Annotated in this window: 20 protein-coding genes; 8 read left to right on the top strand and 12 right to left on the bottom strand. The window is 46.1% G+C overall.

Annotation, left to right across the window (positions count from 1 at the left end):
* Positions 1-151: 151 nt before the first annotated feature.
* Complete coding sequence (locus QUA88_RS10930; protein WP_333053431.1) at positions 152-1,303, top strand: helix-turn-helix domain-containing protein; 1,152 nt, start codon at positions 152-154, stop codon at positions 1,301-1,303.
* 310 nt (positions 1,304-1,613) lie between these two features.
* Positions 1,614-3,623 carry a biosynthetic arginine decarboxylase gene (gene speA, locus QUA88_RS10925; RefSeq protein WP_333053432.1) on the top strand — a complete coding sequence of 670 codons (2,010 nt, stop codon included), beginning with the start codon at positions 1,614-1,616 and terminating at the stop codon, positions 3,621-3,623.
* 392 nt (positions 3,624-4,015) lie between these two features.
* On the opposite strand, the gene QUA88_RS10920 is transcribed toward speA, so the two are convergent.
* The 8 genes from QUA88_RS10920 to QUA88_RS10885 form a co-directional block, all read right to left on the bottom strand.
* Complete coding sequence (locus QUA88_RS10920; protein WP_333053433.1) at positions 4,016-5,179, bottom strand: NDP-sugar synthase; 1,164 nt, start codon at positions 5,177-5,179, stop codon at positions 4,016-4,018.
* Between the two features lie 751 nt (positions 5,180-5,930).
* The gene (locus tag QUA88_RS10915; protein WP_333053434.1) at positions 5,931-6,746 is read right to left on the bottom strand and encodes a segregation/condensation protein A; all 816 of its coding nucleotides are present in this window, start codon (positions 6,744-6,746) and stop codon (positions 5,931-5,933) included.
* Positions 6,747-6,833: 87 nt separating this feature from the next.
* Positions 6,834-7,223 carry a LapA family protein gene (locus tag QUA88_RS10910; protein WP_333211675.1) on the bottom strand — a complete coding sequence of 130 codons (390 nt, stop codon included), beginning with the start codon at positions 7,221-7,223 and terminating at the stop codon, positions 6,834-6,836.
* A 199-nt stretch (positions 7,224-7,422) separates the two neighbouring features.
* On the bottom strand, positions 7,423-8,247 hold the full coding sequence (locus tag QUA88_RS10905; protein ID WP_333053436.1) for a DUF3153 domain-containing protein: 825 nt from the start codon (positions 8,245-8,247) through the stop codon (positions 7,423-7,425).
* Positions 8,248-8,460: 213 nt separating this feature from the next.
* A complete protein-coding gene (locus tag QUA88_RS10900) occupies positions 8,461-9,765 on the bottom strand; it encodes a metallopeptidase TldD-related protein (RefSeq protein WP_333211672.1) in 1,305 nt (434 codons plus the stop codon).
* Between the two features lie 138 nt (positions 9,766-9,903).
* A complete protein-coding gene (locus QUA88_RS10895) occupies positions 9,904-10,107 on the bottom strand; it encodes a hypothetical protein (RefSeq protein WP_333053438.1) in 204 nt (67 codons plus the stop codon).
* Positions 10,108-10,111: 4 nt separating this feature from the next.
* Positions 10,112-10,318, bottom strand: coding sequence for a hypothetical protein (locus QUA88_RS10890; protein ID WP_333053439.1), 207 nt, complete (start codon positions 10,316-10,318; stop codon positions 10,112-10,114).
* 75 nt (positions 10,319-10,393) lie between these two features.
* A complete protein-coding gene (locus tag QUA88_RS10885) occupies positions 10,394-11,581 on the bottom strand; it encodes a transposase (RefSeq protein WP_333053440.1) in 1,188 nt (395 codons plus the stop codon).
* A 52-nt stretch (positions 11,582-11,633) separates the two neighbouring features.
* Between QUA88_RS10885 and tnpA the strand changes: the two genes are divergently transcribed.
* Positions 11,634-12,032, top strand: a complete 399-nt coding sequence (tnpA, locus tag QUA88_RS10880) for an IS200/IS605 family transposase (RefSeq protein WP_333053441.1) — start codon at positions 11,634-11,636, stop codon at positions 12,030-12,032.
* Here tnpA and QUA88_RS10875 read toward each other — a convergent pair.
* From QUA88_RS10875 to QUA88_RS10865, 3 genes are all read right to left on the bottom strand, one after another.
* On the bottom strand, positions 12,029-12,394 hold the full coding sequence (locus QUA88_RS10875) for a hypothetical protein (RefSeq protein ID WP_333053442.1): 366 nt from the start codon (positions 12,392-12,394) through the stop codon (positions 12,029-12,031). The two genes, tnpA and QUA88_RS10875, sit on opposite strands and share 4 nt — an antisense overlap.
* 178 nt (positions 12,395-12,572) lie before the next feature.
* On the bottom strand, positions 12,573-13,094 hold the full coding sequence (locus tag QUA88_RS10870; protein WP_333211668.1) for a tetratricopeptide repeat protein: 522 nt from the start codon (positions 13,092-13,094) through the stop codon (positions 12,573-12,575).
* A gap of 47 nt (positions 13,095-13,141) precedes the next feature.
* Positions 13,142-13,501 (bottom strand): single-stranded DNA-binding protein, encoded by a 360-nt coding sequence (locus tag QUA88_RS10865; protein WP_333053444.1) that lies wholly within the window; start codon positions 13,499-13,501, stop codon positions 13,142-13,144.
* A gap of 330 nt (positions 13,502-13,831) precedes the next feature.
* Between QUA88_RS10865 and QUA88_RS10860 the strand changes: the two genes are divergently transcribed.
* From QUA88_RS10860 to mreD, 3 genes are all read left to right on the top strand, one after another.
* Positions 13,832-14,839: a rod shape-determining protein gene (locus QUA88_RS10860; protein ID WP_333053445.1), complete on the top strand. Its 1,008-nt coding sequence runs from the start codon at positions 13,832-13,834 to the stop codon at positions 14,837-14,839.
* Between the two features lie 87 nt (positions 14,840-14,926).
* Complete coding sequence (mreC, locus tag QUA88_RS10855) at positions 14,927-15,733, top strand: rod shape-determining protein MreC (RefSeq protein ID WP_333053446.1); 807 nt, start codon at positions 14,927-14,929, stop codon at positions 15,731-15,733.
* Positions 15,730-16,296 carry a rod shape-determining protein MreD gene (gene mreD / locus QUA88_RS10850; protein WP_333053448.1) on the top strand — a complete coding sequence of 189 codons (567 nt, stop codon included), beginning with the start codon at positions 15,730-15,732 and terminating at the stop codon, positions 16,294-16,296. Before mreC ends, mreD begins: the two co-directional genes overlap by 4 nt.
* A gap of 196 nt (positions 16,297-16,492) precedes the next feature.
* Here mreD and QUA88_RS10845 read toward each other — a convergent pair whose 3' ends face one another.
* On the bottom strand, positions 16,493-17,284 hold the full coding sequence (locus QUA88_RS10845; protein WP_333053449.1) for an HAD family hydrolase: 792 nt from the start codon (positions 17,282-17,284) through the stop codon (positions 16,493-16,495).
* 246 nt (positions 17,285-17,530) lie between these two features.
* On the opposite strand from QUA88_RS10845, the gene argB reads away from it, so the two are divergent.
* Positions 17,531-18,442 carry an acetylglutamate kinase gene (argB, locus tag QUA88_RS10840; RefSeq protein WP_333053450.1) on the top strand — a complete coding sequence of 304 codons (912 nt, stop codon included), beginning with the start codon at positions 17,531-17,533 and terminating at the stop codon, positions 18,440-18,442.
* A 184-nt stretch (positions 18,443-18,626) separates the two neighbouring features.
* Positions 18,627-18,869, top strand: coding sequence for a DUF4926 domain-containing protein (locus tag QUA88_RS10835; protein WP_333053451.1), 243 nt, complete (start codon positions 18,627-18,629; stop codon positions 18,867-18,869).
* The last annotated feature ends 297 nt before the right edge of the window (positions 18,870-19,166 follow it).

Here is a 19,166-nt window from a genome sequence, read left to right as displayed (position 1 = left end):
GGGCAACCGATGCCCGATGCCCAATGCCCGATGCCCGATGCCCGATGCCCGATGCCCCACTCTCCCACTCTCCCCCAACCGACATCCGGAATCACTGCCAACCTGTCGAAGAACGTACTCAGATACCTTCTACCAAGACAACATGAATATCATGGCACTGAAACCCGAGGCTTATTTTGGGGTGACAGATCACCCAACTATTGAAATTTCTCAAGAAAGTTTTCGTTCTGTTCTAGGTCAAATAGAAGCTGAACTCCTCTGTAGCGACACCTATAGCCACGCTCTAGCTAGCCTGCAAACAATGTTGGGCGAAGCAGCCTCCGCTGCCGAAATTTTAATTAGAGCAGTTAGCAGAGAAGCCGTCAAGCTCGCATTCGATCGATTTCCCAAACAGAACAAAATTGAAGCGCAAGTAGCCCAAGAGAGTGTTACTGCTGTAAGTCCCGCTATTGAGACGGTGACAGAAATTCAAGAATTGGAGCCACCAGTAACTGCTCCTGTCTTCTATTGGCGCAGCGCTACTGTGGAAGCGCCCCCCCAAACCGAGTCCGACACAGAAGAAAATTCCGATCGAGAAACTAACACTTCTGAAGACAGCAAACAAGCGCCCCAAGACGAAATTAAAGTCGAGTCGGCTCTACCTGCAACTGTCACCGTCCCCGGAAAATTCTTTCCAGGGTTCGGTTTTCCCAAAAAGCCGAAAAAACTCACCAAGGAAGAAGAAGCAGCTTTAGCCGTTCAACAGCGAGAAGAATGCCTGCGGGAGTTGGGTAAAGAATTGCGTAAGGGACGGCAAATTCGCTCCCTATCCCTGCTCCAACTCCACAGTCAAACTCTCGTGCCGCTGCACCACATCGAATCGATCGAAAATGGGGAAATCGACAAACTGCCCCAAGATATTTACGTTAGAGGTTTTATCCGCAGACTAGGCGACGCCTTGGGACTAGACGGCAGCGCTATGGCGAATGCTTTGCCCAAACCCGCTCCGACTCCAATTCCCAGTATGTATGTGTCTGTTTCCGATTCCGACTCAGGCGAAGGCTTTCAAATGCGTCCGGTGCATTTGTACATCGGCTACACCGCTTTGATGGCTGGGGCTGTAGGGGGTTTGGGTTGGCTGTCGCAGCAACCCGTGGTGCCAGGAGCACAGGCAGTACCTCAACCGCAGGTGACACCGCCAGCCTCAGTTGCACCGGCTCAGAAGACCCCAGAAAAAGCACCTCAACCGGGCTTGAAGAAGTCTAAGACCGGGGGAATGATTATGGGCGCTGACATGGCGCCGCCGGAGGTGATTTTTGGTTAGTGTGTGTCGGGCGAGCGATCGTCCGACAACTCTCTTGGCGCAGGTGAACTCGGAAACCCGGTTTCCGAGTTCACCTGCATAGGGATATTTGTTTGAAGAAATAAGTCCCGCAAAGCAAATACGGTTGAGATTGTAGTTCAATCCCCGCTTTTCATCTATCTGTAGACTCAATTCTAAAATCTAAAATCTAAAATCTAAAATCTAAAATCGCCAGCCCGTGTACCCAAAGTGATTTTTCAACTACATCAGGAAACCCGATATGTGCGATAAACTATCTATTTGACCACTCCTCAAAGAGGTTTCTGATAAGATGAGTTCCCCAGCTACCGCTGCTTTCTCCGATCTCGATCCGCTATCGACTCACTCGCCAACAGTCACGAGTTCGGTGGCACCAGACACTGCTTTGGTAACGGCGGCTCAACTGCCACAAGCATCTTGGACAATAGAAGATAGTGAGAAACTCTACCGAATTCAAGGTTGGGGCGAACCGTATTTTTCGATCAATGCAGCCGGTCACGTTACAGTGTCTCCCAAGGGCGATCGCGGCGGTTCCCTGGACTTGTGCGAACTGGTAGAATCCCTAAAACAGCGAAATTTGGCTTTGCCCCTGCTGATTCGATTTTCTGATATTTTGGAAGACCGGATCGAGCGCTTAAATTCGTGTTTTGCCAGAGCGATCGCTCGGTACAACTACAAAAATGTCTATCGCGGTGTCTTTCCAGTTAAATGCAACCAGCACCGACAATTAATTGAAGATTTGGTGCGTTTCGGTCAACCCCATCACTTCGGGCTCGAAGCCGGATCTAAACCGGAATTAATGATAGCTTTGGCGACCTTAAAAAACCCAGGCGCTTTATTAATTTGTAACGGTTACAAAGACCGCGAATACATCGAAACTGCTATTTTGGCGCAGCGACTAGGGCAAACTTCCGTAATTGTGCTGGAGCAAATAGAGGAAGTAGAACTCGCAATCGCCGCAAGCATTGCATTAGGCATTAAACCGATTTTGGGAGTGCGAGCAAAACTCACTACCAAAGGGGTTGGCCGCTGGGGAGGTTCCACGGGCGATCGGGCAAAATTTGGCTTGACAATTCCTGAAATTATGCGTGCAGTCGGCGAACTAGAAAAAGCGGGAATGCTCGGTTGTTTGCAGTTACTGCACTTCCACATCGGCTCTCAAATTTCCTCAATTAGCGTTATCAAAGACGCCATTCGAGAAGCCAGCCACATTTATGTAGAATTAGCTAAATTGGGAGCTAATATGAACTACTTGGACGTAGGCGGTGGCCTCGGCGTTGACTACGACGGGTCTAAAACAAACTTCCACGCTTCCAAAAACTACAATATGCAAAACTACGCTAACGACGTAGTAGCGGGAGTGAAAGATGCCTGCGACGAGCGGAAAATCCCGGTTCCAATTATCATTAGCGAAAGCGGGCGGGCGATCGCTTCTCACCAATCAGTGTTAGTTTTTGACGTACTCGGTACTAGCGATGTCCCCAGAGAAGTACCCGAACCAGTAGACGAAAACGCGCACCAAATTCCGCGCAATCTCTACGAAATTTACCAATCTATCAGTCCCGAAAATTACCAAGAAGTTTATCACGATGCTATCCAATTCAAGGAAGAAGCAGTCAGTTTATTTAACTTAGGCTATTTGGGAATTGCGGAACGGGCGAAAACCGAACAGTTGTACTGGGCTTGCTGCGATAAAATACAGGCGATCGCGCGGCAAAATGAATACGTATCTGACGATTTGGAAGACTTAGAAAAGGTGATGGCGTCCATTTATTACATCAACTTATCTGTTTTCCAGTCAGTACCGGACAGTTGGGCAATTAACCAATTGTTCCCAATTATGCCAATTAACCGACTCGACGAAGAACCAACTCAACGCGGTATTTTAGCCGATCTTACCTGCGACAGCGACGGCAAAATCGACCAATTCATCGATTTGCGAGATGTGAAGTCGGTTTTGGAACTGCATACTCTCAAACCTGGAGAACCTTACTATTTGGCGCTCTTTTTGGGAGGTGCTTATCAAGAAATTATGGGCAACCTTCACAACTTATTCGGCGATGCAAATGCAGTTCACATTCAGCTAACACCTTCTGGCTATCATATCGAACACGTTGTGAAAGGAGACACTATGAAAGAAGTCCTCAGCTACGTACAGTACGATTCAGAAAATTTGGTTGAAAGCATCCGCCGTCAGACAGAAGAAGCTTTGCAGCAAAATAAAATTACTCTTTCCGAGGCCCAACTTTTGCTGCAAAATTACGAGCGGAGTCTCAGCCAATATACTTATCTTCAGTCTTAAAATGTAGGGTGCAACTGACATCTTGCAGCAATATCAATAAGAGGATTTTTCGTGGGATCGGGCGGGTTTATAGAACCTATTTGCAAGCTTTAAGGCTGTTGGCGAACCCGCCCCTACGGCTAATTGAGAATGGTGCAAGATGTAGGGTGCAACTGAGATGTTGCACCACTGTCAAGAAGCCTTTTATGAACAGGCTTTCCGGCCTGTTCCACAAACAGTAGATTTTCTTGTGGAACAGGCCGGAAAGCCTGTTAAGCGAGAATGGTGGAAGAGGTGAGGTGCAACCTAAGCACATAACCAGAATTGAAAGCTGAGATCGTAAATGTAAAAGTAGGGTGCGCTAGGCGCACCTTACCTTGAGCAATTAGCAATTAGCAATTAGCAATTAGCAATTATCCACCATTACCGAGAATTTCAGATATCGCGCGCCGCTCTTCTCCGTGTTGAGTGGGTAAAACTTGGCGAGCGTCAGTAATCAGCCAATCGAGAGCCGCCGCTTGCAAATCGATCGCAGCCCCGGTTTTATCAACGCAGTAGCGCCCGAACACCAGTTTGTCAACCAACCGCACCTCCGGGCCCAAACGGGAATACTCAAAAATCACGCTGTTTTCCACAGTGGCGCCACTGCAAAGCCAACAATTTGGGCCAATCATTGTCGGGCCGACAATTTTTGCTCCATCCTCAATGATCGTCATCCCCCCTATGTAAACAGGCCCAGTAATATCAACTTTATCCCAGTTAACAGCTACATTCAAACCAGCGTAAATGCCGGGGCGCACTTCAATTCCCGGAATCGAAACATTTTTAACTTGTCCCAGCAGCACGCTCTGAATTGCCCGCCAATAGTCAGGAACTTTGCCGATATCCACCCACTCAAAGTCCATGCTAATCCCGTAAAAAGGCGCGCCTTCTGCTACTAGCTTGGGAAATAACTGCGAACCGATATCGTATTCCTGGCCCGAAGGGATGTATTTGAATATTTCCGGTTCAAAAATATAAATACCAGTGTTAATGTCGGTACTCAGAGCTTCCTCTACAGAAGGTTTTTCTTGGAAATCTTTAATTTTGCCAGACTCGTCTGTTACCACCACTCCGTAACTGGGAACCTCCTCGCGGGGAACCGATTTCATAACAATAGTAGCGATCGCCCCTTTTTCCCGGTGCCACTTCACAGCAGCAGTCAAGTCCAAGTCAATCAAAGCGTCGCCGCACAGCACCACAAAAGTATCGTCAAAAAACGGCGAGAAATCCTGAATTCGTTTCATGCCACCAGCAGAACCGAGAGCCTCTCCAATCAGTTCTCCCTCCTCAATTCGCCCTTCAAAAGAATAGGCAATTTGTACCCCAAACTTTTGACCGTCGCGAAAGTAGTTTTCAATCACGTCGGCCAGGTGGGAAACATTGACCATAATCTGGTCAAATCCGTGCTGGCGGAGCAATTCAACCAAAAACTCCATCACTGGCTTTTGCAGGATGGGAATCATCGGTTTGGGTATTGTCTGAGTAATAGGACGGACGCGAGTGCCTTTACCGGCCGCCAGAATCATCGCTTTCATAAGAAAAACTCGGTAAGTGGGAAACTCAGGGTATGAAAGACCTGAGAGGGAAACGACACGGGCGGTTTCAACCGCCTTTAATCTTTCTGTATCCATTACCGCCTTGGAGTTGCTCGACAGGAGTGTACTTTTGTAATGCACTTTCGGCAGGACAGTTAGCGCCTCAAACCTTGCAACTCTGTACGCATAATGTTTGCTCTTATGGAGCCTCCCTTTCGGGGTAATGTTCGCTTCGACCTGGTTATAAAAGCTTGTTAGACCTGCAACACTGTTTCAGTGACTTTAAAACTGTTTAATTGCAGATGACAGAGCGGAAAACTAGCGTCGCATTCTCCGGTGTCGTGACCTAAATAACGTCTCCTCTTTCGAGGGGTCTGGTCAGAACAGCTTGCAATTTCTTACAAGCTCAGTGGCTTTAGCCCTGAGTTCCTGACTCTTAACTTCCTCAACCCTCTGTTAACTGATATCAACTGAACAATTAGATGCTAGCGGTGGCGATCGTCGAATCGATCGAGCACAGCAAAATCCTGACCAGTTTATAGGCGACATCGTACCAGGCTATCAATCATTTATCCCCAATTTACCTAGATTTAAGAAACCAGGAATAGGGAATCACCAAGAACTTCGCACTGCCACTCTCCGCATTCGGGACTCAGCAACAGAATGCCATAGAGCGAGATTCTCCCTGGAATTTTAACCGACGCAGTGGCATAGTTATTAGTTTCGCCCGAGAACCTAATACCCTCTAAGCTCAAAGCGCGCGGATTTTGAGGTCTTGATAAAACTCCTCTTGAAGCAACTCTACTTTAGACTGAGCCGATAGTAGCAACAACGCCCAAAAAATACCTACGCGGTCATGATTTGGCAAGTGAACTTCCCCAGTGGATACCGGGTGTTCTGGGTTGACAGAGGAGTGCAAATCCTTATGATGCCAGAGCTCTAGCAAGTTGTCCAAGTCCAGCCAACCCTCGTCAATTTCCGCGCCCCGCTGAGCCAGAAACCGTTCGAGTTCACTAGCAGTTTCTACGAGATTTTCTTGGTGAGCTAGCTCAAAGATAGCCTGGGCCGCTTGCGATCGCATTTTTGAGGTAGGGCGGCGCCGGGGGGTAACTGTCTGCTGCTCCATTGCTGCTTTCATTAGCTGCAACTGCTCAATCAGTTCTGGGAGAGTCACCGGTCGTTTTTGCGGTAGTTGAGCTACACCGCGACGGCGCAATTGCCGCTCTAAATGCTGCGGCAAGTGTCGCCCGCCTGAGTGCTCTGCGTCTTCTACTGCAGGCTCGTCGGCGTCGGGATTCGCGGGGGGTTCTGAGAGGACGATACTTTCTGCTTTGAGCAAAACCAGCATTGAAGCGTACAAAAACGCTTGGCCGGAGTGGGACAAATCGGAGAAATCCTTACTCTGATCAGTATCGCAGGCGTTCGTAAGCTTGCTCAGACATCGATCGAACACTTCAATTACCTTAACGTCCCAAGGATCAATTTCTCCCCGTTCGGCGAGGTCAATTAAAATTGCGATCCCCTCGGAAATCGTTTCTAAACCATCTTGGTCTCGGGAAACGGCCATTCGATTTTAGATTTTAGATTTTAGATTTTAGATTTTAGATTTTAGATTTTAGATTTTGCCTCGGAGAAAACCAGAGAGCATATCAAATTAATTGGCGGTCATTTCAGCAGCTTTGGCCTCAATGGCTGCTATTTCTAAACTTATCGGTTCTGCACTTTCTAACAAAGGTTGTTGGCCTTCTACTTCGGCTTTATAGCGTTCAAGATTTTGTTCTAATTCCTGAATCCGCTGCTCTTTTTCGCGAACTTGGCGGAGTTGTTGGCGCGAGGCGAGGGTTCGCTGCATTCTCGACCACAGACTGAACAGCCACGCTAGTGTTGCCCCTAATCCTATCGCTACAATTAGTTCTACGCACAGCGGAGCTTTAACTTGGACGCCTTCGATAACTTGAATCACGACTGGCTGTGTATTTTCTATGCTGAATAATACTAGAGCCAAGCAAATCAGAAAGATGAAGAAGAAATTTAGCGATCGCATTTTCTCTGTTCCTAATTCTCAATTCAGGTTAAGCAAATTATTTACCATTTGTCAACTGTTTTTAGGCATATATTCTCAGTGTTTTTATAAAATCTAATCGGGTCAATTAACCATAATATCCGGGGAGGGGCGGGTTGATGGCAGCTCTGAGAGTTGATTGAAGAGATTGGTTAAGCCGCCCCTCTAGGACATATCCTCTTTAGGTTTGACCGATGTTTTGCGGTTTCTTGCCGATTCCCAGCCCTGGCAATATTTGATATTTCAAAGCAATGCCCGCCGCCACAAATAAGGCAATAATCAGCGCCCCAATTCCTACGGGACTGGGAATCCAGAATATCGCCTCCAAATAGTTAACTTCTCCGGGTTTGAGCTTCCAAACTAACTGTTTTCCTTGCTGATAGCTTTCGGGAACCAGCGCACCAGCGACTGTTTCAATACTTTCGGCGCCCCAAGGTGTGTTCAAGCTAAAGTCTAGCTCCAAAAGTCCCCCCGGACTCAGCAGCAGACTGCCATTAGAAGAAAGCAGTGAAAGAGAGCGCAAATCCAATTCCAAACTCAACCGATTTCTCAGCACCAATAACAAATTATTCTGCTTGACATTAAGGTGAGATTCAAACTTCGGCAAATCGGTTTCTAGCCGACTTGAAACCAGAGATTTTGTCGTTGGTGCGATCGGATTGTAAAATTGGTTGAACTTGTCTTGCAACTCGGATCCATTATTGAAAGGAATCGTCACTAGAACTTCTGTGGGGGAAACCCGTTTAGTTTTTCCGTCCAGCAACCTCACCCGGCGTTCTACGCTTTTCAACCATTCTGCAACAGTTTCGCTGCTGAAGCTCGTCAACCTTTCCCCTAGTTTAATGTGCTGCACGATTTCGCCGCGAGTTTGACTCTCAAAGTTGACCCCGACATCGTACTGAACGCATCCAGTCACTAGAGTTAAAAGGCAAAAAACCAAAGGTAAAAGAAAGAAAAAGTGCTTTTTCTTCTTCCCAGTTCCATCCTTGACATTTTGCTCTTTCATTATATATTTTTCCCTATTTTTACCTATTTGCATGAATTAGCAAAGCGTTGAATTGCCGACACTGTTTCTATGTTTGTTTAACTGGTTCCTAGGCTCTGCCTGGGAACCCATGTCCAGACGCTTTGCCTCGCAAGCTTTCATCCAAATTCGAGGCAGAGCCTCATCATCTGTATTACCAGGCAGAGCCTGGTAACGAGTAAAACCGCACTGAACTTATTGCCTCGAAGCTACACCCAACTGTTGAAACAGCATACTTGGCAAATAGGCTGCACCGCCTACCCATTCGGCTTCGCTACTTAAATCTGCCAAATTTTTAAAGGCTTCAAAAATGCTGCCTGCCACCATTGTATTCTTGACGCGACCCACAATTTTGCCTTTTTCTACTTTATAGCCTAAGTCCAAATTGACAGAAAATTCGCCAGCTAACTGATTGGACTGACCGGCACCTAAAACCTGTTCTACTATTAGACCTTCGTCCATGCTAGCAATCAAGTCTTGAGTGGCGGTATTTCCGGGGGAAATGCAAAAGTTAGTCAAATCAGGGCCGGGGCGAGACAATCCGCCACGAAAACCGTTGCCGGTTGATTGTACACCGGCGCGAGCGGCCCACCTGCGATCCCAATAAAATCCGGTGACAGTACCTTTGTCTATCAAGACTTTGCGGGTGGTGGGTGTACCTTCGTCGTCAAAGGGACAAGCAGAAGGGCCTAAAGTGGGGTCTTCAAAAAAGGTAAAGCGTTCGTCAAATAAGGTTTCGCCGATTTTGTCGGCTAGGGGAGAGGCTTTTTGAACTACTGCTTGGCCTGAAAGGATGGTATCAAAGAGGCCACCGAGGGTGCTAGCGGCGGCTCTGGGGGTAAATAATACTGGGTAGGAACCGCTGGTGATGCTGGCTGAATGTTCAGCGAGGCGGTATTTTTCGAGGAGTGATTCGAGGATGCTGTTGGTGTCTAGGGGACGATCGCGCGCAACATCGTAACTGTATGCTTGCATAAAGTCTTCTCCCTTTACCAAATTTCCCGCGATCGTCCCGCTGACTATTTGGCTGCTTCTTTCGGCATACACGTCTCGCGTCGTGGCAATTTTGACGCGCCCGCTGCGGACGTGGAAGCCGACATCTACCATAATATCGGGATTGTAGGCGTGAACTTGCTCGATCAGGTTTTTGCCGTTTTCGACTAATTCTTGAGTTGTGGGCGGAGTGTAGGTGGTTTCCGGGCCTTTTAGGTGGAAGTCGGAGGCGAGTTCAAATTCTGCGGGGTCGCCGATTTCGGCTGTTTGAATGGCTGCATCTACTAAATCGTTTATCCGCGTTAAATCTGTGGAACTAGCAAAACCGATTTTGCCGTGCGAAATCAGCCGCAGTGCTACGCCTTGCAGTGCTTTGGTTTGCAGGGATTTGAGGCGATTGTTTTCAAATTCGATGGGGGTGTCTTGACTCGACAGGTAGTATACTTCAGCGGCATCCGCGCGTTGAGATGCCAATTTTAATATCTGTTCTATGGTTGAATCGCTCACAATAATCGCCTTTTTGGTTTGGTCTTTTCTTTATTTTAGCGATTTAGGGTGTTGCCAGAAACCGGGTTTTTTCCCAGAATATCGATACACCACCGAAAAGCTGCGAAAAACCCAGTTTCTTTAGTCGAAGTGCATCCATCAATCCCCAGCCATCTGCTGAACCATAGCAATAATTTCTCTCACTGTCTCCGCGTCGGGCGATCGCAAATGCTGTAAAATCTCCAAAGATTGCTGTAAATAATTCAACTTAGAAACCGGGTTTTTTGTGAATCTGCCGACTACAGCGAAGTATTTCCATAAAAACCCGGTTTCTCGACACCCGCGCCTAAAACTGAAGAGCATTCCTCTATAATTGTAATTCACACTGTTTAAAAACATAGTTAACTGCTGCAAACAGTCGCTCTAAGTCCTGAATTGTATAGAAAAATTTATTTTGAGTAAACATTTCTAATTTCAGCTTGCCAAACTGCCACATTGCCCCATTAGAAACAATCCCAAAGATAGTTTGTTCCGGTTCATTGTTAAGTCGCTGCACGGCGATCATTTCTGCCAAACACTGCCCCCATCCTTCATCAAATGCGCTCTCTTTCTTGGCTTCAACTAATATGAAATAGGGCTTTTGAAATACTCACCGTGCTGAAGCAGCGGTGATTCTTGACGCTTCATCGGGTGATGCTACCGAAATAGTCTCACTCTCCCTCTGCGTCCGTTTAGAGTCGTGGCGATTCCCCATCCCGACTTTCTCTATATTCCTCGAAGCGTTTTGATCTCTATCCTGCTCAGTACCGCAACTAACACAAAGCACTGAACGAATAGACAAATCAATCTTGCCCCATTTAAAACCACAATCCGCACAAACTTGGCTAGTAGGTTCCCATCTACTAATTACTTGAAACTCTCTACCAAACTTTTCAGATTTAGCCTCACAGAGAGTCCTAAATTCTCGCCATCCTTGCTGACTAATTGCCCGTGAAAGTTTCCGGTTTTTTACCATTCCCGATACATTGAGGTCTTCCCAAATAATCACTTGGTTTTCCTTGACTACTTTAGTTGACAATTTGTGCAGGAAATCTTTCCGGGTATCGGCAATTTTATTGTGCAACTTAGCAATTTTAATTCGGGTTACGTTTCTCCTTTTAGAGTCTTTTGGTTGACGAGCTAATTGGCGCTGGAGTTTGCGAATTTTCCGGTCTAATTTTTGGTAGCTAGGGCTTTCAGCTTTTTCTCCATTGCTCATTGCTGCAAAAGTTTTTATTCCTAAATCAATTCCGATACTTTGGTTTTTGGCATCAGAGTGAACGGGTTGAACTTCTACTACAAAACTTAGGAAATAACGATTTGCACAATCTTTGATTACTGTGACTGAGCTAGCTTCAGATGGAAGTTCTCTTGACCAGATTGGCTTGACAATACCAATCTTGGCTAAATACACACCGCCATTCTTAAAAGAAAAGCCTCCAATCCGAAATCTGGCAGACTGGCTATTTGTTCTTTTCTTGAACTTAGGATAACCCACTTTACGACCCTTTCGCTTCCCTTTACAGGAATCGAAGAAGTTCTTGAAAGCTGTTTCTAAATCCGCTACAGACTGCTGTAGAGGGATATTAGAAACTTCGCTCAGCCAAACTCTTTCTTCGGTGTTTTTTGCTTGGGTTATTATGATTTTTTGCAGCTCAGATGAACTTGCCTTTTTTTCAGACTGCTTGCAGAGGGCTAGACTATCGTTCCAAACCACCCGGACGCAGCCAAACAGCCGAGCCAAGCTCTGCTTTTGTTCGGTCGTCGGATAAAATCTGTACTTGAATCTCGCCTTCATGGTTATATTGAATGTTGGTCTGTAGGTTTAATTATATATTGGTTGACAAGCAATGACAACAGTTTACCGTCGGGAACGCCATTCTGTTACAGAACTTAAAATATATTTGGTCTGTATAACAAAATATCGTCGGTCTGTATTCACGAGCGAAAGTCTTGATTTGATTGAAAAGTCGTTTCGAGATGTAGCCCAAAAAATGAACTTTCAAGTGCTAGAGTTCAACGGGGAAGCCGATCACGTTCATGCGCTGATCGAGTATCCGCCTAAATTATCTATTTCTCAAATAGTTAATGCACTCAAAGGTGTTTCTAGTCGTCGCTACGGACAGGCTGGATACAAAAAACCCCACAAAGAAGCTTTATGGAGTCCTAGTTATTTTGCGGTTTCCGTAGGTGGCGCACCTCTAGAAGTATTGAAGGAATACATTAGAAACCAAGAAAAGCCGTCCTAAAAGGACGGGGCTTGTATCCCAGTTTCTTGGTCAAAAACTACTGTGCCGAGGGGGGAGCGCTTCGCCAATATATAATCTGGAATTCCTGACAGATTATCATTATAGACTAAGGTTTGGTGACTCCAGAGGAGAAAATTACTGCGATAATTTTTCCAAACTTCTTTTAATACAGGATAAATGATATTTTCACAAATGGCGATTTCCGAGTTGTCAAATACTCCCTCATTGAAAATCAATTCTAATTCATTCCGAAAAACTTCGCTGACTGCAAATTCTGTTTCGACAATGAAATTCTCCCGTAGGCAATTAATTTGGAATTCTTTGGCGACCGCGCTGATACTTTTATAATTGCTAAAAGGCATTGCTTAACTTCTCTCAGGGCTTATGCAAGCAATGGTTTGATATCATCATGTCGGATCGATTGACTATAATATAGCGACCAGGGCGGGTTTTTGAGATTGTCAATTATTGGCGAGTATTGTTGGTGAACCCGCCCCTACCATATTGGGTAATCGACCGCATATGAAATTAAACAAATGATTAATAACTAAGAAATAATCCGCCTAAAATTAGCCCGATCGCAATTAACGCCACCCAGATAAATCTATTATCTTTCGTATTAACCTGACTCAAATCTACAGGCTCTGGTACGACTGGCTTGGGTTTAGCGTACTTGATATCAGCGTTCGGATTGGATTGAAAACTGATTGATTGATTTTCATCTAAAGCTGCCAAATCAGGGATTTTCACCATCCATTCAGGAGGGATAGTGAGTTTGGGAGCTTCGAGAATGAACAGCAAGCGCTTTGCTTGCTGGCGGGTTTCTTGGCGGGGATGGCGGGTGAGCTTGCGGCAAAGCTCGATCGCCCTTTCTGTATTGCCAGAGGCTTCGTAGGCTGTCACTAGCCACATCTGCACCTCGCCGCCCAACCGGGAATTTCGATCGACTAAACCGGTAGCTGTTTCTAAACTCTGCACAGCTTGAGCATACCGGCCACTCTCAAAAGCTACTTGCCCAGCTTGGTACTCAGTTTGAACAATTTCTAACTTTTCTGAAGTCACGAGCACCCACCCAATTCACAAATATTACTTCCCAAATTCCCCAAACGCTAGAATTCGCTGTTGTGTTGCGACATACTGGATTCATTATCCCGTTTGGAACCCAGGAATTCTAACTGGTCTACTCTAATTACAGGCTTAGAGCGATTTGCTCCCGTATTCCGGTCTTGCCAGCGCTCGAACCTCAAAGAGCCTGTTACGCCAATTTGAGAGCCTTTGCGAACGTAGTCAGCAGCGACTTGCGCTGTTTTGCCCCAGATTTCCAGATTGAACCAGTCTGGTTGATCGCTGTTCTTGGTTCTGCGATTCACTGCCAGGGTCAACTTGCACAGAACTGTACCCGACTCAAAATACTTCACGTCCGGGTCGCCGCCGACGCGGCCTACTAAAGTCACAACATTAAGACTCATAAACTTTTTTGGGAATGTGGTCGATCGGTGATGTAGTTAAACAGTCCATACGGGCATTAGCCTCCAAACTGAACTTGGAACAACGCTTGTGAGGCTTCATCCTGATTGTACACCGAGTTAGGAGAACATATTGATGGTGGATGATTGGCAAGTCTGCGCTCAACCTGAGCTCGACAATGTACATTTCTGACTAGACTCAGGATGAAAAACGTAATAGAATCCACCTCGGTTACACTTTTGTAACAACATTATTGCACACAATAGTATTTTAGTTTTTGGGGGGGGTACGAATCAGTGGGTCTTCTCAATCGATTTTCGTTATCTAGAGATATGGGTATCGACCTCGGTACTGCTAACACGCTCGTTTATGTATCGGGCAAAGGTATTGTTCTGCAGGAACCTTCTGTAGTGGCGATCGACCAAGAGTTAAAAATACCGCTGGCTGTTGGAGAAGAAGCTAAAAAAATGCTCGGCCGCACGCCAGGGAATGTCATAGCACTGCGCCCGCTTCGCGACGGGGTAATTGCAGACTTCGATACGGCCGAACTAATGCTCAAGACTTTTATCCGCAGGGTTCACGAAGGCCGAAGCTTAGTTTCGCCGCGGATAATTATTGGCATCCCCAGCGGTGTCACGGGAGTTGAGAGGCGTGCTGTCATTGAGGCGGCGACTCAGGCTGGTGCTAGAGAAGTACGGTTAATTGATGAACCCATCGCGGCGGCGATCGGGGCTGGACTGCCTGTTGCTGAGGCGACTGGCAATATGATTATAGATATAGGCGGAGGTACTACGGAAGTTGCGGTTTTGAGTTTGCAAGGTACGGTGATCAGTGAGTCTGTGCGGGTAGCCGGCGACGAACTCAATGAGGCGATCGTCCAATACATGAAAAAAGTTCACAATTTGGTCATCGGCGAACGCACTGCTGAAGAAATTAAGATTCAGGTTGGTTCTGCATATCCAACTCCAGAGGATGACGATGTAATGATGGAAGTGCGGGGCTTGCACTTACTGTCGGGTTTGCCGCGAACTGTTACTATCAAGGGCCCAGAAATTCGCGAAAGTATGTCGGAACCGCTTTCAGTAATTGTGGAAGCTGTCAAGCGTACATTGGAACGCACCCCGCCGGAATTAGCGGCAGATATTATTGACAGGGGAATTATGCTGGCTGGTGGTGGCGCGCTGATGAAAGGTTTAGATACTCTGATCAGTCACGAAACAGGAATTGTCACTCACGTGGCCGCCGATCCGCTGTGCTGCGTGGTTTTGGGAACTGGTAGAGTATTGGAAAACAAACAGTTGGAACGGGTTTTCAGCGGGCAGTCGTCGCGTAATATGTAGTTAACAAATTTGGGATTGTGGATTTAGAAATACGGCTGCAATCTCAAATCTAAAATCCTGACTTAACAATTTTAGATTAGTGAAATTATGCTAAAAAATACATTCCGAAAGTGGTGGGATCTGCGGCTGCAAATAGCTCTTTTAGGTTTAGCTGTAACTGCCGCTTGGGGAGTTCGACAAACACAAGGTGCGGCAGTATTTGAAGTTTACAATTGGGTGACTCGTCCGTTTCACGCCAACGGCTCTGGACAAGAGGAACTCATCTCGGCGCGAACTCAAGAATTGCAAGCCCAACTATTAGAAGCAGAGACTCAAAATCAAAAGCTAAAAGAGCTTTTAGGTTACGTTTCTGCTAAGAAACCTAAAGGGATTGTAGCTCCTATTGTTGGTCGCAGCGCCGACCACTGGTGGCAGCAAGTAACCTTGGGGCGCGGCAGTAATGATGGCATTAAAACAGATTTTACTGTGATGAGTCCCGGCGGTTTAGTAGGCAGAGTAGTCAGCGTTACTCCTAATACTAGCTTGGTGCTGTTAGTCAGCGACGCTACGAGTCAATTGGGTGTGGGAATTACCCGCAGTCGTCACATGGGTTTTATGCGCGGGAAAGGCGGAAATCAGGCGGTGATGGAGTTTTTTGAGAATGTTCCCAATGTCAAGCCTGGGGATGTGGTTTCAACTTCTTCTTACAGTCAGTTGTTCCCTCCTGGTTTGCCGGTGGGAAAAGTGGTTTCGGTGGATATGAATAAAACTCCGGCTCCAGAGGCTGTGGTTGAGTTTTCTGCACCGATGAATGCTCTGGAGTGGGCGGTGGTTTACCCCCACTCTAAGCAAGCCGAACCGAAGGATTCGCAGAGTCAATCTTCTGCACCATCTGAGGGAGCACAGCAACAATGAAAGCTTTATCTCGGATGTCTTCGCGATCGCGCCCATTTCTTAACTTCGCAGTTACATTTCTATCTGTGATGCTGTGCATACTGATATTGCCCACTCGGATGCCGGGAATGGAATTGTTGGGAATTGGGCCTAACTGGCTGTTAATTTGGTTGGTAGCTTGGAGTATTAAGCGGAAACGTACAGTTTGGGGAGCCGCTAGCATGGGCTTGGTTTTGGGGTTCCTTCAAGATGCGATGACGGCTCCTCATCCCAGCCACGCTGTCAGTCTAGTTGTTGTAGGAGTCTTAACAGTTGTTTTGCAGAAAACCTGGTCGATTCCGGTAGATATTGTTGAGAGAGATCCGATTCCGATCGCGTTAATTGTGTTTGGGATGGCGGTGGTAGCGGAAACGGTGATGGGACTGCAATTTTTTTCTATGGGCGATCGGGCTTTACTGGAAATTTGGAGCTATCACCAGCGAGTGGCTTTGTGTTCTGCTATTCTTAGCAGTCTTTGGGCTCCGGTGATTTATTTTCCGCTCAATCGCTTGTGGGAAATGACCAGGAATTTAGAAAAATCTTAGTCAGTCATCAGTCATTAGTCATTAGTCATTCGTTAACAGTCATTAGTCATTCGTTAACAGTCATCAGTCATTAGTCATTAGTCATTCGTTAACAGTCATTAGTCATTCGTTAACAGTCAACAGTCAACAGTCATTAGTCATTCGTTAACAGTTAACCGTTAACAGTCAACAGTCATTAGTCATTCGTTAACTGTAGTCATTCTACTATTACTTGTTGCGCCGAACCTAATAAGTGATGAACGGCAATAATCAAATCGCTGAGAATGAAATTAGGCTGGTGCTTTTGCAGTTGATATCGGCTGCGAATTCCGCAGGTAACGGCAATTGTAGGTATTCCCAATGCTTTTCCTGCGAGGATGTCTGCTTCTGTATCTCCGATCATCCAAGCCGAACCCAGCGATGACTCAAATTCTTGTGCCACTTCAGCCAACAATTCAGTTTTTAAGGCTGTATAGTTGTGATAGGCCGCATCCGCCATCTGAGTTCCGCGAATGCTGGTAAACAGTCTGGCTAAACCGTAATTTTGTAACAGTTGAACGGCTTGATTTCTCGGCCGCAGGGTGACTAAAATCAGCCGCACGCCGCGGGAGTGCAGAAGTCCGATCGCCCATTGCACTCCCGGCTGGATGCGATCTAAGTGCAACAAGTCTGGCTGATTGACAATTTGACTGACGCATCCTAAAAAAACGTTAATTTCTTCTCCCGACAAGCCGGAACTTTTGGCTATTTCAGCATCGGGCACGCGGTTTTGCTTCATTTGCCAAAATTGCTGTTTGCTGAGGATTTGAAGGTTGAGGTTGATTCCCCGATCGAGATAAGCTGCTTGAGTATCGGCCAATCCCTGTTGATAGGTGGCATAGTAGCGATCGGAAACATCGACTATGGGCCCGTCTAAATCGCAAAATACCGTCATCCGGGGGGACGAGTCAGCCTCTGATGGTAGGTTGTACTGAAGGTTTTCCGAGTCTTGGGCGACAGCAGTTAACATAAAACGTTAAGTAAATCTAGGGAGTTATACATTTCTTGACTGTAGCAAAAAATGTATAAGTTATAATACATAAATTTTAATGCTTTTATTAAAAAAACCTATGAATTTTTTGAAGATTGGGATCAATAAGGGCGATCGAGCCTGCGCGTCGATAAAATTCAGAGAAAAAGTGATTTTTGTGGCTGTTAATATGTGCTTTAGCCATTAAAGTTTAGAATTAAGTTTTTAGTCTTCTGTAATTTACCCATGCTCAAACAAAGCGATTTTGTTAGGAATTCGGACACTAATCGAGTAGAGGTGCTGTCCGAAGCACTGCCTTACATTCAACACTTTGCCGGTCGCACCATAGTTGTCAAATATGGCGGTGCGGCGATGAAAGATAGCAATCTCAAAGACAAGGTGGTTCGGGATATTGTGCTGCTAGCTTGCGTGGGGATGCGTCCGGTTGTGGTTCACGGCGGCGGCCCGGAAATTAATATTTGGCTCGAAAAATTAGGAATTGAGCCGCAATTTAAGGATGGTTTGCGGGTGACTGATGCGGCGACAATGGAAGTTGTAGAAATGGTTTTGGTGGGTAAAGTAAATAAGGAAATTGTTTCGTTAATCAACCAAGCCGGCGGCAAAGCAGTGGGATTGTGCGGCAAGGATGCCAACCTGATTCAAGCTCGTCCAGATGGGCGGGAAGGAATTGGGTTTGTGGGTGAAGTCAGCGGCGTGAAAATCCAGATTTTGGAATCTTTGGTGAACAGCGGATATATTCCGGTGGTGTCGAGCGTGGCCGCCGATGAAAACGGTCAATCTTACAACATTAATGCTGACACGGTAGCTGGGGAAATTGCCGCTGGTTTGGGAGCGGAAAAGTTGATTTTGATGACAGATACTGCGGGCATTTTAGAGGATTATCACAAACCAGAGAGTCTGATTGCTAAGTTAGATATTCAGGAAGCGAGACAGTTGGTTGAGTCGGGAGTTGTGTCTGGGGGCATGATTCCCAAAGTTAACTGTTGTGTGCGGAGTTTGGCTCAGGGTGTGAAGGGTGCTCACATTATTGATGGTCGAATTCCTCATGCTTTGCTGCAAGAAATATTTACCGATGCGGGGATTGGGTCGATGATTGTGGCTTCTGAGTTTAGCAGCGCGAACTTAAGGCCTAAGTAAGGGGTAAATCCTAGCGTGGGGAGGGCGGGTGCGTGAAATGGGTAAACTCGCTGCGATCGCGTATATCCTAACTAAACCTGCCCCTAAAAACCTTGAGAAGGTACTTCTAGGAAATTACTTCAACTACTTCTAACCGTTGTTGGATTTCAGCTTTTCTTAAACTACGATCAAACACTTTAGAGTTTTGGATTCTGTTGCGATTCTCAAGCCGATTGCCAATACGCGATTAGCGCTAGTGGAACCAGAATACGCATCTATTTCTAGTTTACCAGTTGGACTTGTGGGAACTATTGTTGAAGTGTATGATACGGGAAAGGAATGTCAGTATTTAGTGGAGTTTGCTGATAGTCAAGGGAGTGAATATGCTATGGCTATGTTGAAAGCTGATGAAATTTTTGTTCTGCAATATGAACTTGCAGTTGCTTAGTAATGTGAGGACAATAGAAGGTAAGGATTCAGGTCAAAAAAGACTTAAGTATCAAAAGCTGGTAAAATAAACGAATGAAAAAGCCCGCAGCCACCAGACAGAAAGAAAAAATCCAAATCGAGCAGTTGAGCCAAGCTGAACTGGTATAACTGGTAATGGGGCTGCAAAAAATAATTGAAGAATTGCAAGAAAAACTAGCCATTGCTACGGGAAAAAGTCGGGGAGCATGTCACTTTTGCAATAAGTATTTATACTTGTGCAGTTTTTGGCGGTCTACCAATTAAGCCATTTAAGTAA

Source organism: Microcoleus sp. D3_18_C2 (genome assembly GCF_036702395.1).
Taxonomy (GTDB): Bacteria; Cyanobacteriota; Cyanobacteriia; order Cyanobacteriales; family Microcoleaceae; genus Microcoleus.
The sequence above is the reverse complement of the archived record's forward strand: the minus strand, read 5'-3'. Positions and strand labels throughout refer to the sequence as shown.

Excerpts from the sequence above, each read along its gene's own strand:
- QUA88_RS10860 (WP_333053445.1), top strand. The coding sequence starts at position 13,832 with ATGGGTATCGACCTCGGTACTGCTAACACGCTCGTTTATGTATCGGGC.
- argB (WP_333053450.1), top strand. The coding sequence starts at position 17,531 with ATGCTCAAACAAAGCGATTTTGTTAGGAATTCGGACACTAATCGAGTA.
- QUA88_RS10865 (WP_333053444.1), bottom strand. The coding sequence starts at position 13,501 with ATGAGTCTTAATGTTGTGACTTTAGTAGGCCGCGTCGGCGGCGACCCG.
- QUA88_RS10875 (WP_333053442.1), bottom strand. The coding sequence starts at position 12,394 with ATGCCTTTTAGCAATTATAAAAGTATCAGCGCGGTCGCCAAAGAATTC.
- mreD (WP_333053448.1), top strand. The coding sequence starts at position 15,730 with ATGAAAGCTTTATCTCGGATGTCTTCGCGATCGCGCCCATTTCTTAAC.
- QUA88_RS10910 (WP_333211675.1), bottom strand. The coding sequence starts at position 7,223 with ATGCGATCGCTAAATTTCTTCTTCATCTTTCTGATTTGCTTGGCTCTA.
- QUA88_RS10920 (WP_333053433.1), bottom strand. The coding sequence starts at position 5,179 with ATGAAAGCGATGATTCTGGCGGCCGGTAAAGGCACTCGCGTCCGTCCT.
- QUA88_RS10895 (WP_333053438.1), bottom strand. The coding sequence starts at position 10,107 with ATGCTCTTCAGTTTTAGGCGCGGGTGTCGAGAAACCGGGTTTTTATGG.
- speA (WP_333053432.1), top strand. The coding sequence starts at position 1,614 with ATGAGTTCCCCAGCTACCGCTGCTTTCTCCGATCTCGATCCGCTATCG.
- QUA88_RS10905 (WP_333053436.1), bottom strand. The coding sequence starts at position 8,247 with ATGAAAGAGCAAAATGTCAAGGATGGAACTGGGAAGAAGAAAAAGCAC.
- QUA88_RS10885 (WP_333053440.1), bottom strand. The coding sequence starts at position 11,581 with ATGAAGGCGAGATTCAAGTACAGATTTTATCCGACGACCGAACAAAAG.
- tnpA (WP_333053441.1), top strand. The coding sequence starts at position 11,634 with ATGACAACAGTTTACCGTCGGGAACGCCATTCTGTTACAGAACTTAAA.
- mreC (WP_333053446.1), top strand. The coding sequence starts at position 14,927 with ATGCTAAAAAATACATTCCGAAAGTGGTGGGATCTGCGGCTGCAAATA.
- QUA88_RS10930 (WP_333053431.1), top strand. The coding sequence starts at position 152 with ATGGCACTGAAACCCGAGGCTTATTTTGGGGTGACAGATCACCCAACT.
- QUA88_RS10915 (WP_333053434.1), bottom strand. The coding sequence starts at position 6,746 with ATGGCCGTTTCCCGAGACCAAGATGGTTTAGAAACGATTTCCGAGGGG.
- QUA88_RS10845 (WP_333053449.1), bottom strand. The coding sequence starts at position 17,284 with ATGTTAACTGCTGTCGCCCAAGACTCGGAAAACCTTCAGTACAACCTA.